This is a genomic window from Variovorax sp. OAS795 (assembly GCF_040546685.1).
Lineage (GTDB): Bacteria > Pseudomonadota > Gammaproteobacteria > Burkholderiales > Burkholderiaceae_C > Variovorax.
In genome coordinates this window covers 4,909,879-4,926,236 of the sequence record NZ_JBEPOH010000001.1, presented here as the reverse complement: position 1 = coordinate 4,926,236, position 16,358 = coordinate 4,909,879, and the positions used below count along the sequence as shown (strand labels likewise).

General features: G+C 67.1%; 16 protein-coding genes and 1 tRNA gene. 4 read left to right on the top strand and 13 right to left on the bottom strand.

All coding sequences use genetic code 11. From position 1 onward, the window contains the following. Window positions 1–58: 58 nt before the first annotated feature. The 5 genes from ABID97_RS23795 to ABID97_RS23775 form a co-directional block, all read right to left on the bottom strand. On the bottom strand, window positions 59–1,552 hold the full coding sequence (locus ABID97_RS23795; protein WP_354401215.1) for an ABC transporter substrate-binding protein: 1,494 nt from the start codon (window positions 1,550–1,552) through the stop codon (window positions 59–61). 134 nt (window positions 1,553–1,686) lie between these two features. After that, entirely contained in the window at window positions 1,687–2,517 is an 831-nt protein-coding gene (locus tag ABID97_RS23790) for an ATP-binding cassette domain-containing protein (protein WP_354401213.1), read from the bottom strand. Continuing rightward, entirely contained in the window at window positions 2,514–3,503 is a 990-nt protein-coding gene (locus tag ABID97_RS23785; RefSeq protein WP_354401211.1) for an ABC transporter ATP-binding protein, read from the bottom strand. The genes ABID97_RS23790 and ABID97_RS23785 overlap by 4 nt, the downstream gene beginning before the upstream one ends. Before the next feature lie 5 nt (window positions 3,504–3,508). Further along, complete coding sequence (locus ABID97_RS23780) at window positions 3,509–4,384, bottom strand: ABC transporter permease (protein WP_354401209.1); 876 nt, start codon at window positions 4,382–4,384, stop codon at window positions 3,509–3,511. Then, window positions 4,381–5,331, bottom strand: a complete 951-nt coding sequence (locus ABID97_RS23775; protein WP_354401207.1) for an ABC transporter permease — start codon at window positions 5,329–5,331, stop codon at window positions 4,381–4,383. Before ABID97_RS23775 ends, ABID97_RS23780 begins: the two co-directional genes overlap by 4 nt. 62 nt (window positions 5,332–5,393) lie before the next feature. On the opposite strand from ABID97_RS23775, the gene ABID97_RS23770 reads away from it, so the two are divergent. Beyond that, window positions 5,394–5,699 (top strand): YfhL family 4Fe-4S dicluster ferredoxin, encoded by a 306-nt coding sequence (locus ABID97_RS23770; RefSeq protein WP_354401205.1) that lies wholly within the window; start codon window positions 5,394–5,396, stop codon window positions 5,697–5,699. On the opposite strand, the gene ABID97_RS23765 is transcribed toward ABID97_RS23770, so the two are convergent. From ABID97_RS23765 to ABID97_RS23730, 8 genes are all read right to left on the bottom strand, one after another. Continuing rightward, window positions 5,685–6,155: a hypothetical protein gene (locus ABID97_RS23765; RefSeq protein WP_354401203.1), complete on the bottom strand. Its 471-nt coding sequence runs from the start codon at window positions 6,153–6,155 to the stop codon at window positions 5,685–5,687. The genes ABID97_RS23770 and ABID97_RS23765 overlap by 15 nt on opposite strands. Before the next feature lie 80 nt (window positions 6,156–6,235). Beyond that, window positions 6,236–6,868 carry an aminoacyl-tRNA hydrolase gene (gene pth, locus ABID97_RS23760; RefSeq protein ID WP_354401201.1) on the bottom strand — a complete coding sequence of 211 codons (633 nt, stop codon included), beginning with the start codon at window positions 6,866–6,868 and terminating at the stop codon, window positions 6,236–6,238. Window positions 6,869–6,941: 73 nt separating this feature from the next. Further along, window positions 6,942–7,607, bottom strand: a complete 666-nt coding sequence (locus ABID97_RS23755; protein ID WP_354401199.1) for a 50S ribosomal protein L25/general stress protein Ctc — start codon at window positions 7,605–7,607, stop codon at window positions 6,942–6,944. Window positions 7,608–7,703: 96 nt separating this feature from the next. Continuing rightward, window positions 7,704–8,675, bottom strand: a complete 972-nt coding sequence (locus ABID97_RS23750) for a ribose-phosphate pyrophosphokinase (protein ID WP_354401197.1) — start codon at window positions 8,673–8,675, stop codon at window positions 7,704–7,706. A 171-nt stretch (window positions 8,676–8,846) separates the two neighbouring features. Next, window positions 8,847–8,923, bottom strand: a tRNA-Gln gene (locus ABID97_RS23745). Window positions 8,924–8,989: 66 nt separating this feature from the next. Beyond that, window positions 8,990–9,880 carry a 4-(cytidine 5'-diphospho)-2-C-methyl-D-erythritol kinase gene (ispE, locus tag ABID97_RS23740; RefSeq protein ID WP_354401195.1) on the bottom strand — a complete coding sequence of 297 codons (891 nt, stop codon included), beginning with the start codon at window positions 9,878–9,880 and terminating at the stop codon, window positions 8,990–8,992. Then, window positions 9,877–10,401: a lipoprotein insertase outer membrane protein LolB gene (locus ABID97_RS23735; protein ID WP_354401193.1), complete on the bottom strand. Its 525-nt coding sequence runs from the start codon at window positions 10,399–10,401 to the stop codon at window positions 9,877–9,879. Before ABID97_RS23735 ends, ispE begins: the two co-directional genes overlap by 4 nt. Continuing rightward, on the bottom strand, window positions 10,398–12,254 hold the full coding sequence (locus ABID97_RS23730) for a tetratricopeptide repeat protein (RefSeq protein WP_354401191.1): 1,857 nt from the start codon (window positions 12,252–12,254) through the stop codon (window positions 10,398–10,400). Before ABID97_RS23730 ends, ABID97_RS23735 begins: the two co-directional genes overlap by 4 nt. Window positions 12,255–12,326: 72 nt before the next feature. Between ABID97_RS23730 and mutM the strand changes: the two genes are divergently transcribed. The 3 genes from mutM (at window position 12,327) to mutY (ending at window position 16,258) form a co-directional block, all read left to right on the top strand. Further along, window positions 12,327–13,139 (top strand): bifunctional DNA-formamidopyrimidine glycosylase/DNA-(apurinic or apyrimidinic site) lyase, encoded by an 813-nt coding sequence (gene mutM, locus ABID97_RS23725; protein ID WP_354401189.1) that lies wholly within the window; start codon window positions 12,327–12,329, stop codon window positions 13,137–13,139. 88 nt (window positions 13,140–13,227) lie between these two features. Then, a complete protein-coding gene (locus ABID97_RS23720; protein WP_354401187.1) occupies window positions 13,228–15,183 on the top strand; it encodes a dynamin family protein in 1,956 nt (651 codons plus the stop codon). A 10-nt stretch (window positions 15,184–15,193) separates the two neighbouring features. Beyond that, window positions 15,194–16,258: an A/G-specific adenine glycosylase gene (gene mutY, locus ABID97_RS23715; protein WP_354401185.1), complete on the top strand. Its 1,065-nt coding sequence runs from the start codon at window positions 15,194–15,196 to the stop codon at window positions 16,256–16,258. The last annotated feature ends 100 nt before the right edge of the window (window positions 16,259–16,358 follow it).

Below are 16,358 nucleotides of genomic sequence, written 5' to 3'. Positions count from 1 at the left end.
GCGCCTTGCCGCTGTGCCCGGGAGTCGGTTTTTCCTCCGGACGTTCCCGGATGCCGACTCAGCGCCAGGAAAGCGCGGCAATGTCGTTGACGAAGATCGGCGTGTCTTTCCAGAGCCCGCGCAGGTTGCGCGCCGCCACCGTGATGAACTGCGGCTGGTAGAGGAAGACATTGGCCGCCTCCTCGGCCAGGAGGCGCTGCGCATCGCCCAGGTAGCGCAGCCGGTCGGCGGTGCGAGCGCTGTTGCGCGCCTTGTCGAACAGCTCGTTGAAGCTGGCCGACTGGTAGCCCCAGTAGTACTCCGGCTTGGTGTAGTTCACGAGGTCGAAGGGCTCGACGTGCAGGATCAGCGAGAGGTCGTAGTTCTTGTTGCCATAGGTGCCGCTGATCCACTGGGCCCACTCCACGTTCTGGATCTTGGCGACGATGCCCACCTTGGCCAGCTGCGCGGCGATGAGCTCGCCGCCCTGCCGTGCATAGGGTGGCGGCGGCAGCACGAAGTCGAGTTCGAGCGGCGTTTTCACGCCGGCCTCGGCGAGCAGCTGTCTCGCCCTCTCGGGGTTGTACGGGTTGATGCCTGTCGTGTCCACGTAGCCCGGCGCGCCCGGCACGTAGTGGCTGCCGATGGCCACGCCGCGGCCATCCGCGGCCGCCTCGATCACGGCCTTGCGGTCGATGGCCGCGGCAATGGCACGCCGCACGCGCACGTCGTCCAGCGGCTTGCGCCGGTTGTTGATGGCCAGGATCGTCTTGCCGCGCGAGGCGTTGAAGACGACCTGGAAGCGCTTGTCGCCCTCGAACTGGGGCAGGCTGCGCGAGACCGAGGCATGCGGGAACAGGTCGATGTCGCCCGAGAGCAGGGCCGTCGTCTGCGCGGCCGGCTCCGAGATGAAGCGGAAGCTCGCCTTGCGGATCTGCACTGACTCGGCATTGCGCCAGCCGTCCCACTTGGCAAGCACGATGGACGATCCCTTGGCCCAGCTGTCGAGCTTGTAGGGGCCGGTGCCGACCGGCCTGGTGGCGTTGGTCTCGGCCGTCTTCGGCTCGACCATGATGGCGGAGGCCTGGCCCAGCAGGAAGAGCAGCTCGGGCTCGATCTCCTTGTTGATCAGCACCACCGTGTGCTCGTCGATCACCTGCACCGCCATGTTCGTGAAGGTGCGCTTGTCCTTGTTGGTGCTGTTGGCCGCGGCGGCACGGTCGAACGAGAACTTCACCGTGCCGGCATTGAAAGGCTCGCCGTTCTGGAACCGCACGCCGCGCCTGAGCTTGAAGGTGCAGGTCTTGAGGTCTGGCGAGACTTCCCAGCTCTCGGCCAGCAGCGGCGTCACGCTGCCGTCTGAATTGATCTTGGTGAGCGTTTCGAAGACGTTGTAGAGCACCACCTCGGCGATCTCTGCGCCGGCCTTGGCGGTGGGGTCGAGGCCTGTGGGTTCGAGCGTGAGCGCCAGCACCAGCGCGTCTTTTTTTCGCTGCGCCAGGGCGATCGTCGGCAGCGCAAGGGGAGCCAGGGCTGCGGCGCCGGTGGCGAGCAGGGTACGTCGTTGGAGCATGAAGCAATGTCTTCGGAAAAGAGGCAGGCATCTTCCCCGAGCGGCGGCCGGCGCGCAACCAGATGCTTATGAGCCACTCATCCTAGGGGAGGCGCGCGACGCCCCGATGTCAGACCGTGCGGCGGCGCGAGAGCTCAGGCCGCCAGCAGCGTGCCGCCGGTGGGCGTGCGCGGCACGGCGTCGAGCAGCGTGCGCGTGTACGGATGCTGCGCATTGCGGAACAGCTCGCCGGGCGGCCCCTGTTCGACGATCTTGCCCTTCCAAACCACGCAGACCTCGTCGCACAGGTGGTTGACCACCGCGAGGTCGTGGCTGATGAGCAGGTAGCTGATGCCGAACTGCTGCTGCAAGTCCTGCATGAGGTTGAGCACCTGGGCCTGCACCGAGACGTCGAGCGCGCTCACCGGTTCGTCGGCCACGATGAGCTTGGGGCGCGTGATGAGCGCGCGGGCGATCGCGATGCGCTGGCGTTGGCCGCCCGAGAATTCGTGCGGGTACTTGTCCATGTCCGTGGTGCGCAGGCCCACGGCGGCGAGGGCCTCCGAGGCCTGCTCACGCTGCTGTGCGCGGGTGGTTGCGGCCAGTGCCTCGAGCGGCTCGGCCACGATGCGTGCCACGGTCTGGCGCGGATCCAGCGAGCCATAGGGATCCTGGAACACCATCTGGAAATCGCGCCGGGCGGCGCGGAGTTCGTTCCGCGGCAGCTGGTGCAGGTCGCGGCCCAGCATGCGCACGCTGCCCGACGTGGGCGTGTCGAGCGCCATCACCAGGCGCGCGATGGTCGACTTGCCCGAGCCCGATTCGCCGACGATCCCCAGGCTGCGGCCCGCTGCCACCTCGAAGCTGACGCCGTTCAGCGCCTTCACGAGCGGCGGCGGGCCGAAGAGCTTTTCTCGCGGCAGGGCATAGTGGCGAACGAGATCGGTCACCTCTAGCAAGGGTTGATCGCTGGCAGGCTGGCTCATGATGCGAGTGCGCCTTCCGCCGCAATTTCCTCCAGCCGGATGCAGCGCACGGCATGGTCGTGCCGCAATACCGTGGGCGGCGGACGGGTTGCGTGGCAGGCATCGACCGTGTACTTGCAGCGGCCCGCAAAGGGACAGCCGGGCGGCAGGTCGACCAGTTCGGGCACGCTGCCGCGGATGGTCGCCAGGCGAACGCCGCGCGGCGCGCCGAGCGCCGGCCGCGCTGCGAACAGGCCCTGCGTGTACGGATGCGCGCGCTCGGCAAAAACCGATTCGGTCGGGCCGCTCTCGACCACGCTGCCGCCATACATCACCAGCATCTTCGAGACCGTCTGGGCAATGACGCCGAGGTCGTGCGAGATCAGGATCAGTGCCATGCCCCGCTCGGCCACCAGGCCCTGGATGAGTTCGAGGATCTGCTTCTGGATGGTGACATCGAGCGCGGTGGTGGGCTCGTCGGCAATCAGCAGGTCGGGGCCGCAGGCCAGGGCCATGGCGATGCCGATGCGCTGGCGCTGTCCGCCCGAGAACTGGTGCGGGTAGGCATCGAGCCGCGAAGCCGCATCGGGAATGCCCACGCGATCGAGCAGCGCCAGCACTTCCTTGCGCGCTTCGGCAGCCGATAGCCCGCGGTGAAGGCGCAGCGGTTCGCCGACCTGGCGCACGATGGTGTGCACCGGGTTCAGCGCCGTCATCGGCTCCTGGAAGATCATGCCGATGCGGTTGCCGCGGATCTGGCACATGGCTTTTTCATCGCGCCCCACGAGTTCGGTGCCGTCGAAGCGGATGCTGCCGGTCACCTTGGCGGTGGACGGCAGCAGGCCCATCAGCGACTGCACCGTGATCGACTTGCCGCAACCCGATTCGCCGACGATGCCCAGCGTTTCGCCGCGCTCGAGCGTGAAGCCGATGCCGCGCACGGCCTCGGCCGGGCCGCGCTGCGTTTGCAGTTCGATGTGCAGGTCGTTGACTTCGAGAAGAGGCATGGTGCTTAGCGGGCGCGCGCCAGGCGCGGATCGAGCAGGTCGCGCAGCCCGTCGCCGAGCAGGTTGAGGCCGAGCACCGCCATCGCGATGGCCATGCCGGGGAACACCGCGAGCAGCGGCGACTGGAACATCATGGTCTGCGCCTCGCTGAGCATGCGGCCCCACGAGGGCTGCGGCGGCTGCGTGCCCAGTCCGAGGTAGGAGAGGGCGGCCTCGGCCAGGATGGCGATCGCGAAGCGGATGGTGATCTGCACGATCAGCACGGCCGAGATGTTGGGCAGCACGTGCTGCATCGTGATGGCGAACGAACCCTTGCCGCAGGCGCGCGCCGCCGCCACGTACTCGCGCGACCAGATGGCGTTGGCCGACGCGCGCGTGATGCGCGCGAAGGTCGGGATGTTGTAGATGCCGATCGCGATGATCGCGTTGACGATGCCGGCGCCGAACACGGCCGTCATCATGATGGCCGACAGGATGGCCGGGAAGGCGAGCGAAAAGTCGGTGAGCCGCATGATCGCCTCCTCGACCCAGCCGCGCCGTGCCGCCGCCAAGAGGCCCAGCGCCGTGCCGACGACGAGGCCAATGCCCACGGCGATCACGCCCACCAGGATGGATGCGCGCGCGCCCACCAGCAACAGCGACGCCACGTCGCGCCCATAGGTGTCGGTGCCCAGCCAGTGCGAGCCCGAAGGCGGCTTCAGCTTGCTGGCCATGTCCATCTCGTAGGGCGACCAGGGCGTCCACACCAGCGAGACGGTGGCGGCCAGCAGCAGGAGCAGCGTCAGCACGCCACCGAGCACGAAGCTGCGGTGCCGCACCGCCCGGCGCCAGAACCCCGCCACCTTGAGTGCCGCTGCGCTGGGAACGGTCATCGCCGTCATATGTCGCTCGCCTTGATGCGCGGGTCGATCACGGCATAGAGCACGTCGACCACGAAGTTCACGATGACCACCATGGCCGCGAGCAGCATCACGCAGTTGCGCACCACGATGAGGTCGCGGTTGCTGATGGCCTGGAAGATCAGCCGGCCCAGGCCCGGGAGGTAGAACACGTTCTCCACCACGATGGTGCCGGCCAGCAGTTCGGAAAACTGCATGCCCATGACGGTGACCACCGGGATCATGGCGTTGCGCAGCACATGGGTCCAGAGCACCGCGCGCTGCGAGACGCCCTTGGCGCGCGCGGTGCGCACGAAGTCTTCGCGCATCACCTCGAGCACCGCCGAGCGCGTGATGCGCGCGAGGATGGCGGCCTGGACCACCGCCAGCGAAAGCGCCGGCAGCAGCAGCGACTTGATGCCCGCCAGGATGCCCTCGCTCCAGCCCTCGAATCCGCCAGCCGAGAACCACTGCAGCTGAACCGAGAACACCAGGATCAGCAGGATGGCGAACCAGAAATTGGGAATGGCGATGCCCACCTGGGTGAGCCCCATCAGGCCGACGTCGCCGAGCTTGTTGTGGCGCGCCGCAGCCGTGACGCCCACCAGCAGCGCAAGCACAGTGGTCAGGGCCATCGCGAGCAGCGCGAGCGGCACGGTGAGCGCGAGCCGTTCCAGGATCAGGTCGAGCACCGGCGAGCTGTAGGCGTAGCTGTCGCCCAGGTTGCCGGTCAAAAGGCCGGCGATCCAGTGCCAGTAGCGCGTCCAGGCGGGCTGGTCGAGGCCGAGCTTGGTGGCGAGGGCGGCCACTGCCTCGGGCGCGGCATCGGGGCCCATGAGCATCTGCGCGGCATTGCCGGGCAGGATCTCCAGGACGAGGAAAACGATGACCGAGGCGCCGATCAGGGTACCGATCAGCGTGGCGAGGCGCTTGAGAATGAACAGGCTCATGGGGCGGGGCGCAGCATAACCCGACTCCTGCAACAAGCGTGCCTTGTTCGCGATAATCGGGTATGGCCCTCATGATCACCGACGAATGCATCAACTGCGATGTCTGCGAGCCCGAGTGCCCGAACGATGCGATCTACATGGGCGCCGAGTTCTACGAGATCGACCCGCACAAGTGCACCGAATGCGTCGGGCACTTCGACGAGCCCCAGTGCGTGCAGGTGTGCCCCGTCGCGTGCATTCCGATCCATCCCGAGCATGTGGAAAGCCGCGAGACGCTGTGGCAGAAATTCGAACGGCTCACCGCGGCCAAGGCCGCAGCAGCCGCTGCACTCGAACCGCGGCCTCCGGCGCCTTCAGCCGGCGCTTGAGTCGGACGCGGCCTTCCGTTTTTTCTTCTTGCCGCCGTCGCCCGGGGTGGCCGCCGGCTTTCCATCGGCCGGGCCGCTGAAGCGCGCGCTCGACTTGCGCGGCTCGGCGCCGAGTTTCTGCGCGCGCGCCCGCGCCAGCTGCTCGGAAGACGCGAGCCGGCGTTCGGCAATGGCGGCTTGCCGCGAATCGCTGGCCGACCGTCGGCCCCGCTCGTAGGCTTCTTTTTCCTGCGACAGCCGAATGCGCTCCAGCTGGTCGGCACGGGCTTCGGCCTGGCGTGTGCCGGCCTCGGCCGCGCGGCGGTCCGCCTCGGTGCGGGAGTCGTCGACTTTCACCGGCTTTCCGCCCTCGCAGGGGCGGTCGGTGTAGGTGTTGCCGCAGCGGTAGGCCTCGGCCCTGGCCTGCGCCGCGGCGGGGTTCCAGAAAGCGCCGGAAGCTATCAAGAATATAGCCATGCCCGCTCTTGCGGCGGTGATTCTCTTTGTCATTTTTCTCCCTTTCTTCTCTCGCTCTTCGCGCCCTGAGGCCGGCTGGGTCAGGGGGCCGCGGGCGCGCCTCCATCGCCGGGCTCCCGCCGCGGCGGTTTGGGCCGTGGCGGTTTGCTCGTGTGAATGATCAGGGTGGCTTTTTCCATCTCGCCTGCGACCAGTGCAGGTGCCGCGTGCAGGGTGCGCACGATGGCATCCTCGATGGCTTCGCGCTGTTCCTTCAGCGGCTTCTTGAGCACCCAGTTGATGACCTCCGACTTGACGCCAGGGTGTCCGATGCCCAGGCGCAGGCGCCAGTAGTCGCCGGTGCCCAGTTGCGCATGGATGTCGCGCAGGCCGTTGTGCCCGGCATGGCTGCCGCCGAACTTGAGCTTGGCCTGCCCGGGCACCACGTCGAGCTCGTCGTGAGCCACGAGGATCTCCTCGGGCGCGATCTTGAAGAAGCGCGCGAGCGCGCCCACCGACTTGCCCGACAGGTTCATGAAGGTCTGCGGCTCCAGCAGCCAGACGCTCTGCCCGCCGATGTTCGCGCGTGCCGCAAGGCCGTGATAGCTGCGCTCGGGCGCGAGATTGAGCTTCCAGTCGCGTGCGAGCGCATCGATCCACCAGAAGCCCGCGTTGTGCCGGGTGGCTTCGTATTCAGGCCCGGGATTCCCGAGGCCGACAAACAGCTTGATCATGGGTGGAATTATCCCGCCGCCCCAAAAGCAAAAGGCCCGCACGAAGCGGGCCTTTTGCAGGGTGCGGGAAGAATTACTTCTTCGCGGCGGGCTTGGCCGTCTTGGCGGCAGGCTTGCCGGCAGGTGCGGCGCCTTCGGCAGGTGCTGCACCTTCGGCGGCAGCGGCCGGCTCTTCGGCAACCAGCGGAGGCACGGCCGACACGATGACGGGGTTCAGCTTGCCGTGGCTCACGAACTTCACGCCCTTGGGCAGCTTGATGTCGCTGACGTGGAGCGTGGCGTTCTTCTTCAGGCCGGAGAGGTCGACCTCGAGGAACTCGGGCAGGTCGCTCGGCAGGCAGCTCACTTCGAGCTCGTTCATGACGTGCGTCACGAGGTTGTGGTCGAGCTTGACGGCGTCGGACTCTTCTTCACCCTTGAAGTGGAGCGGCACCTTCATGTGCAGGCGGGTCTTGGCATCGACGCGCTGGAAGTCGATGTGCTGGACCAGCTGGCGGAACGGGTGGTACTGCACGTCGCGCAGCAGCACTTTGCTGGTGGCGCCGCCGAGTTCCATTTCGAGGATCGACGAGTGGAAGGCTTCCTTCTTGAGGGCGTGCCACAGCGCGTTGTGATCGAGCTCGATCAGCTGGGGCTGGCCTTCACCACCGTAGACGATACCGGGCGTCTTGCCCGAGATGCGGAGACGGCGGCTCGCACCCGTGCCCTGCTTGGCGCGCTCAAAAGCGACGAATTTCATAACAACTCCTGTGAGAGTCCACCGCGACCAGTGCGACTCCGGTTCAACAAGGGCGCCATGCCCCAAAAGGAAAGTGGCGCCCGCTTTTTGCTCGGGTCAGAACAGGTTGTCCTGGTCCGAGAACAAACTCATGACCGACTCGCCCTTGGCAATGCGCTGGATCGTTTCTGCGATCAGCGGCGCCACGGAGAGTTGGCGGACCTTTCCGCACGACAGTGCGCCGTCGGAAAGGGGAATGGTGTTGGTCACGACCACTTCGTCGAGCGCGGAGTGGGTGATGCGCTCGATGGCCGGGCCCGAGAAGATCGGGTGCGTGCAGTAGGCGTAGACGCTTTTCGCGCCGCGCTCCTTGAGCACTTCGGCCGCCTTGACCAGCGTGCCGGCGGTGTCGATCATGTCGTCCATGATCACGCAGTTGCGGCCGTCGATTTCGCCGATGACGTTCATGACCTCGCTCACGTTGGCCTTGGGGCGGCGCTTGTCGATGATGGCGAGGTCGCAGTTCAGTTGCTTGGCGAGCGCCCGTGCGCGCACCACGCCGCCCACGTCGGGCGACACCACGATCAGGTCTTCGTAGTTCTTCTGGCGCAGGTCGCCCAGCAGCACCGGCGACGCGTAGATGTTGTCGACCGGGATGTCGAAGAAGCCCTGGATCTGGTCGGCGTGAAGGTCCATGGTGAGCACGCGCTCGACGCCCACGGTCTCCAGCAGGTTGGCCACCACCTTGGCCGAGATCGGCACGCGGCTGGAACGCGGGCGGCGGTCCTGGCGGGCATAGCCGTAGTAGGGAATCACCGCGCTGATCCGCTCGGCCGACGCGCGCTTGAGCGCATCGACCATGATCAGCAGTTCCATCAGGTTCTCGTTGGTCGGTGCGCAGGTCGACTGCACCACGAACACATCGCGCGCCCGGACGTTCTGGTTGATCTCGACGGTGACTTCGCCGTCGGAGAACCGGCCCACGCGCGCGGCGCCCAGCGAGGTGCCGAGGTTGTGCGCGATTTCCGCGGCCAGGCCAGGATTGGCGTTACCGGTGAAAACCATGAAATCAGGGTGATTAGCCTGCATGAGCGCGTCCCGGCAGTGCGAATTGGCTTTTAGGAAGCCGCCAAAGAATTTGAGTCATGGCGACCCTGGGGCCGCCGATTATTGCAGCGGGCAGCTGCAGAAGAAACACTGCGGCCGGTGGGCCGCAGTTTGAAAGCGCTGCGGCGGTGAAGCCGCAGCCTAGAAGAAATTTGGCAGGGGAGAAAGGATTCGAACCTTTGCATGCTGGAATCAAAATCCAGTGCCTTAACCAACTTGGCGACTCCCCTACACGGGTCGATGGTTTTCACCACCAACCGTTATGTCGCATCAGACCCGTGACGGCCCGATCATCTTCAGGTCGCCCATCCCCAAAGTGGATGAACGGCCAGGTTGCTGCATTGGCGAACCTGCCAGCCCGCGGGGGCTTCGGCCAGTTCCGCTTCTTGCGGCCCTTGCGGCAATTTCGCGAACACCGAACTTCCGGAGCCGGTCATCCGGGCTTTCAGCCCTTGGGCGCCGAGCCAATCGATGGCCTCGGAGACCGCGGGGCAAAGCCGCTGTGCAACCGGCTGCAGGTCGTTGTGGCCAAAGTCGAAAACCTTGAAAGCGCTGCTTTCGCGGTCTTGGGCTTCAAGCTGTTCGCTATCTGCAGCAAAGCCCGAGATTATAGCAACAGGAGTTGCGCGTTGAAGCTCCGGGTCAGAAAAAATTAGCCGGGTGTCGAGTCCCTCGGGGGGCTTGACCACCACGAACCGTGCCGCAGGAATGTTCACGGGCGTGATTTTCTCGCCGATTCCCTCGACCCACGCGTTGCGCCCGCCAAGGAAGAACGGCACGTCGGCGCCCAGTGTCACGCCGATGTCGGCCAGGCGCGACAGCGGCAGGTTCAGCTTCCAGAGCCGGTTGAGCGCCAGCAGGCAGGTGGCGGCATCGGAAGAGCCGCCGCCCATGCCGGCCTGGGCCGGCACCTGCTTGGCAATGCCGATGTGGGCGCCCAGCCCGGGCGCCGCATGTGCCTGCAGCGCGCGCGCCGCGCGCAGCACCAGGTCGTCGGGCGGCAGTGCGGTCGTGAGGTCCTCCCGGCTGAGCTGGCCGTCGCGGCGCAATTCGACATGGAGCGTGTCGCACCAGTCGATCAGCATGAAGACAGACTGCAGCAGGTGGTAGCCGTCTTCGCGCCGGCCGGTGATATGCAGGAAGAGATTGAGCTTGGCCGGTGCGGGAAGGTCGTAGATCGCCTTCATGACCGTTCGAACACGATGCGCAGGTCCGCCGTGGGACTGGGGGCTTCGCGCGTGGCCTGCAGGCGCCCGTTGGCGACCTGTTCCAGGTTCGGGCGCCAGCCGGGCACGGCTTCGTCCCGGCCCGCGAGCCAGCCGAACAGTGCGCCGACGGGAATCGCGGCACCGGTGGCGGCTTCGATCAATGCGTCGACAGATTCGTAGCGGCGCACTTCGCTGCCGTTCTTGAGCAGCGCTTCGCCGGGTGCCCAATGCAACTGGGCCAGCGTGCTGCCGATGGGGCTCGTGAGCGAGAGTTCACCCGTCTCTGGCGAGCCGCGCAACTCGAACAGCGCGGAGAAGGTCTGCACGGGCTGGCTGTCGATGCGCAGCGACATGCGTCCGCTCCATGCGTCCGCGGTGCCCTGGGGCCGGGGGCTGCCCGGAAGCTGCGCGCAGCCCGATGCGAGCAGGAGCGCCGCGGCGCCCGCTGACAGCACCACCCGTCGGCCACCCTGGGGACGCGGGGAAGGCAGCGCTGTCACGGCTTGACCCGCAAGCGCTTCAGCGTCTCCTGCAGGGTTTCGTTCTCGGCATCGCTCAGCAGCGCTTCCTTCCAGATCGTGACCGCGCGGTCCTTCTGGCCAGTAGCCCAGAGCACTTCGCCGAAATGCGCGCCGATTTCCGGATCGGGCCGGGTCTTGTAGGCGGCTTCCAGAATGCGGATGGCCTCGGTCGTGTTGCCGAGGCGGAATTCGACCCAGCCCAGGCTGTCGGCAATGAAGGGGTCCTGCGGCGCCAGCTGCACGGCCTTCTGGATCAGCGTGCGCGCCTCGTCGAGCCGGATCTTTCGATCGGCGAAGGAGTAGCCGAGCGCGTTGTAGGCGTTCTGGTTCTCGGGCTTGAGTTCGATCAGCCGGCGCAACAGCCGCTCCATCTCGTCAAGGCGGTTGAGCTTCTCGGCCACCATGGCCTGGTCGTAGACCAGGTCGCTGTCGTTGGGCGCGGCAACGGACGCCTGGGCCAGCATGTCGTAGGCCGCCTGGTATTGCTTGGCGTCCCTCAGCAGTTGCACTTCGGCAAGGAATTTCTGTTTCTTGTCCTCGGCCGTGCGCTCGGGCAGGGCGCGCACGATTTCGCGCGCCTGGGGCAGCTTGCCCTGGCGTGCCAGCAGGCCCGCGCGGCGGGTCTGCGCGACGACGAGGTCGTCGGTGCTTTCGACGCGGGCGAGCCAGCGCTCTGCGGCCGTGTAGTCCTTGCGGCGTTCCGCCAGCTGCGAGAGCACGAGGTACGCCTGGGTCACGCCACGCTGGCGGTCGTCCGCGTCCTTCTGGCTGCCTGCCAGGTCGATATAGCGCTTGAGCGATGTTTCGGCCGCCGCGTCCTGGCGGGCCTGCGCCTGCAGGCTGCCGAGCAGCAGCCAGGGCTCCGCGAGTTCAGGCCGGGTCGAGGTGAGCGTCTGCAATTGCGCAGCGGAATCCGGGAAGCGGCGGTTTTCGACCAGCACGCGTGCATAGGCGATGCGCAGGTCCGGCGGCGCCTTGGGGTTGTTGGCCAGGTACCGCGTGACGATCGGTTCAGCGAGCGGCTGGTTGGGATCGATCATCTCGAGCGCCAATGCGGGCGGCGCGTCGGACGCGGGGTCGAGCTGCTGGCCCTTGAATGCGGCCTCCAGGGCGCCGGAGGTGTCGCCGGCATTCAGGCGCAACCGGCCGACCGTCGCCCAGGCCAGTCCGGCGCTGGTGGGGCTCTTGAGCTCGTCGACCAGCGCCTGCTCCACCACCGAGGCGGCCAGCTTCTTGTCCGACGCTCGGGCGTAGTTGCGCGCAATCACGGCCATCAGCATCGGACGCTCGATCTGCGGCGTGGCCGCGATCTCGGCGCGCAGCGGTGCGACGGTTTCGCCGATGCGGTTGAGCGCGATCAGGATCTGGAGTTCGATGCGGCGTGCATCGCGCGAGTTGGGCAGCGTTTCCTGCCACGCGCGTGCGGCCGCCAGGGCCGCATCGCCGGAGCGCGATTGCAGCGCGATCTCGACCGCGCGCTGGAACAGCTTGCCGTCCCGCAGCCGCCGGGCGGCATCGAGCACCAGCGCGTAGCCCGATCCCGGATCGCCCGCCCGCGTGGTCATCTCGCCCATCAGGATCTCGTAGAACAGCTCCGCAGTCAGGGCGGAGGGCTGCGAGGGGGGTTCGACAGCGGTCTTGGCGGCAGCGGGCTTCGCGGCCGCGGGTGGCGCGGCAGGCCTTGTTCCCGGGCGGGGCGGGGCCGTCCGCTCGATGATCGGCGCCGGACTCTTGGGCGACGCGGGGTCGGAGGTCTGCGCCTGCACGGCGCAAGCCAGCAGGACGAGAGACGCGGCCGCCGCAAGGCGGTGTCGGCGGGGCGATGGAATCATCGAACCATAATAATCCAAGCTTTTGAGCCAGCATTACGTGGGGCTTCGTCGCCGCCCGGAGTTTTCAATTTCATGCCTGAGCTTCCCGAAGTCGAAGTCACGCGGCGCGGTTTTGCCGAACGCATTGCCGGTGCGCGCATCGATGCGGTCCGCATCGGCAAGCCTCTGCGGTGGGCGCTCATGGTCGCGCCCGAGGCACTGGTTGGCCGACGGGTGCTGCAGGTGCGCCGGCGCGGCAAGTACCTGCTGATCGACCTGGACCGGGGCCTGCTCCTGCTGCACCTGGGCATGTCGGGCAGCCTGCGCTTCGATATGGCGCTTCCCGCGCCCGGGGTCCACGACCATTTCGACCTGGTGACCGACCGCGGCACGCTGCGCCTCAACGACCCGCGCCGCTTCGGTGCCGTGGTCTACGTCGAGGACGAGGCCGCGCCTTGGGCCATCAAGCTGCTCGGCGGCCTCGGCATGGAGCCGCTGGGCGACGCATTCGACCTGGATGCCTTCCATGCCGGGCTCCGCAAGCGCCGCACTGCGGTGAAGCAGGTGCTGCTCGCGGGCGACGTGGTGGTGGGCGTGGGCAATATCTATGCGTCGGAGGCCCTGTTCCAGGCGGGCATTCGGCCGACGCTCTCGGCCGCGCGCATCAGCCGGCCGCGGGCCGCCAGGCTGCATGCCGCGGTGCGCGAGATACTCGCCAGGGCGGTGGAGAAGGGCGGCAGCACCCTGCGCGACTTCTCCAATGTCGATGGGCAGAACGGCTACTTCCAGCTCGAGGCGACGGTCTACGGCCGTGCCGGCGAGCCCTGTCGGGTCTGCGCAACGCCCATCCGGCTGCTGCGCCAGGGGCAGCGTTCGACTTACTATTGCCCCAACTGTCAAAAATAGTGTTCCGGCATCCCCTCCAAATTTCCTGCAGACGGTTGCTCCACGCGTTGCGATGCTATATTTGTAAGTCGTTTCTTACATATTCCCTTTGAGCCGCTCCTTCAATCAACAACTCGATCAGCACGGCGCCTGGCGAAGCAATTTTGCGCATCGCCTCCAGTGGCTGACCCGCTGGCTGACCGACAACGAGCTGCTCGACCAGGCTGTGGCCGAGCGCCTGCGCGGCCTGGAGCTGCAGATCCGCACCAGCAAGGTCATGGTCGCGTTCGTGGCCGAGTTCTCGCGCGGCAAGTCGGAGCTGATCAACGCGATCTTCTTCGCGGGCTATGGGCGCCGCATCATGCCGGCCAGTGCCGGGCGCACGACGATGTGCCCGACCGAACTGGGCTATGACGCCGCGCAGGCGCCCAAGCTGCGGCTGCTGCCGATCGAAACCCGCCTGGAGCCCCATTCGCTCACGCACTGGCGCGAAAAACCCACGCGCTGGACCGAGATCGCCATCGACGTGGAAGACGCCGGGCAATTGGCCCAGGCCATGGGCAAGGTGGCCGAGGTGCGCTGGGTCAGCAAGGACGAGGCGCATGCGCTGGGCTTCTGGAACGAAGAAACGCCCGACGACAACCCGGTGCAGGACGCAGAAGGCCGGGTCGAGATCCCGCGCTGGCGCCATGCCATCCTGAACATGCCGCATCCCTTGCTGGAGCAGGGGCTGGTGATTCTCGACACCCCGGGGCTGAACGCCATCGGCGCCGAACCCGAACTCACCGTCAGCCTGATTCCGCAGGCGCACGCCGTGGTCTTCATCCTGGGGGCGGAAACCGGCGTGACGCGTTCCGACCTGTCCATCTGGCGCGAACACCTCGTCACCGAAGGCGAAGGCAGTGACACGCGGTTCGTGGTGCTCAACAAGATCGACACCATGTGGGACTCGCTCAGCACGCCCGCGCAGATCGAGCTGCAGATCGAGCGCCAGCGCGAAGTGGCGGCCAGGTTTCTCGAGGTCCCGCTGGTGCAGGTGCTGCCGGTGTCGGCGCAGAAGGGCCTGCAGGCAAAGATCCAGCGCGATGCCCGGCTGCTCGACGCGAGCCGCCTGCCGGCGCTCGAAACCCTGCTTGCCGACGGCGTGCTCGGCAAGCGCGAAACCATGCTCCGGCTCGCAGTGGATGCCGGCATGGTGGCGCTGCGGGCCGAGGCCGAGCGCATCCTGAAAGTGCGCCAGCGCGACCTGTCGGAGCAGGCGCTCGAACTGCAGGGCCTGCGCGGAAAGAACATCTCGGTCATACGCCACATGCGTGCGCGCATCGACCAGGAGCAGAACGAGTTCGAGGGCAGCAACACGCGCATCCTGGCGCTGCGCTCGGTTCAGGGCAAGCTGCTGCGCGAGGTCTACGCCGTGCTCGGCCGTACCGCGCTCAAGGCCGACATGGTGCGGCTTTCGGGCGCGCTCAAGCGTCCGGGCATCAAGCTCAATGTGCGCAAGGTGTACGGCGAAACCTTCGACTCGCTGCGCAACAACCTGCGCGAAGTGCAGGCGACCACGGCCGAGATCCAGTCGATGCTGCACGCCACGTTCCGCCAGCTCAACGCCGAGCAGGGCTTCACCCTGCAGGCGCCCGCCGAACCCGACCTGAGCAGCTTCGAGCAGGAGCTGAGCCAGATCGAGCAGAGCCATATCCATTACCTGGGCGTCGGCAACATGCTGAAGCTGGCGCAAGCGGATTTCTGCGACAAGCTCGTGCGCGCGCTCGCGAGCCGGCTGCGGCTGGTCAACGAGGCTGCAATGACCGAGGTCGAGCGCTGGAGCAAGGGCGCCAGCGCACAGATCGATGCGCAGCTGAAGGAGCGCCGCCGCAATTTCAGCAAGCGCATCGAGGCCATCGAGCGCATCCAGAGCGCGGCAGGCAATCTCGACGAGCGCCTGCTCGAACTTTCCGCGCAGGAGACCAGCCTGTCCGAGCTGCATGTGCGGCTGCAGGAATTCACGTCGATGATCACCCAGCAGGGAAGGCCGGCCGCCGCCATCGGCGAACTGCGTGCGGCCTGATCGTCCGGTGTTGTCCGCAGCGGCTCCGCATCCGCAGGAATCGACTGGTTTCGCCCAGCGCATCGTCGATTGGCAACGCAGCCACGGGCGCAGCGAACTGCCGTGGCAGAACACGCGGGATCCCTACCGCGTGTGGCTGTCGGAGGTCATGCTGCAGCAGACCCAGGTGTCCACGGTGCTCGGATACTTCGCGCGCTTTCTCGAACGCTTTCCAAACGTGTCGGCCCTGGCTGCCGGCACCGAGGACGAGGTCTTCGGGCTCTGGAGCGGCCTTGGCTACTACAGCCGCGCGCGCAACATGCATCGCTGCGCAGGCGAGGTGGTGGCCCGTTTCGGCGGCGAGTTTCCGCGCACGGCCGCAGAGCTTGCGACGCTTCCCGGGATCGGCCGTTCCACCGCCGCGGCCATCGCGGCCTTCTGCTTCGGGGAGCGGGTCGCGATTTTGGACGGCAACGTGAAGCGCGTGCTGACACGCGTGCTCGGCTTTGGCGGCGACATGTCTTCGGCCGCACAGGAGCGCGCGCTGTGGGACCAGGCCACGCAGCTGCTTCCGCCGGCCGAGCAGAAAGAAGCCATCGCGCGCTACACGCAAGGGGTCATGGACCTGGGCGCCACCGTCTGCCTGCCGCGCAAGCCGAGCTGCATGATCTGCCCGGTCAACTCGGCCTGCGTGGCGCTGCGGGAGGGCCAGCCGGAACGTTATCCCGTCAAGACCCGCAAGCTGAAGCGCAGTGCCCAGTCGCTCTGGGTGCTGCTGGCGCGGGATGCCGTAGGCCGCGTCTGGCTGGAGAAGCGGCCGGCGAAAGGCATCTGGGCGGGGCTTCACTGCCTGCCGGTGTTCGACAGCCGCGAAGACCTGGAGGCCGCGCTGCCGCCCGCTGGACAACGCCACGTGCAAGACCTCGCGCCCTTCGTGCACGTGCTCACGCACAAGGACCTGCACCTCCACCCGGTGCTGCTGGGCGGCGTGCAGCCTCAAGGCGAGGGCGCGCGCTGGGTGCCGGCGGACGAGTGGCGTCGCCTGGGGCTGCCGGCGCCCGTGCGCAAGTTGCTCCTGGAAACCAGCCCAAGTTAGCGTTCCGGCTCCTTCGTGGAACACCGAGGAACCGGCTTTGCCGGGCCTCTGGTGTTGGGGGGGTGGTGTAGCGACACGAAGTGCGCGAAGACTGGGGGCG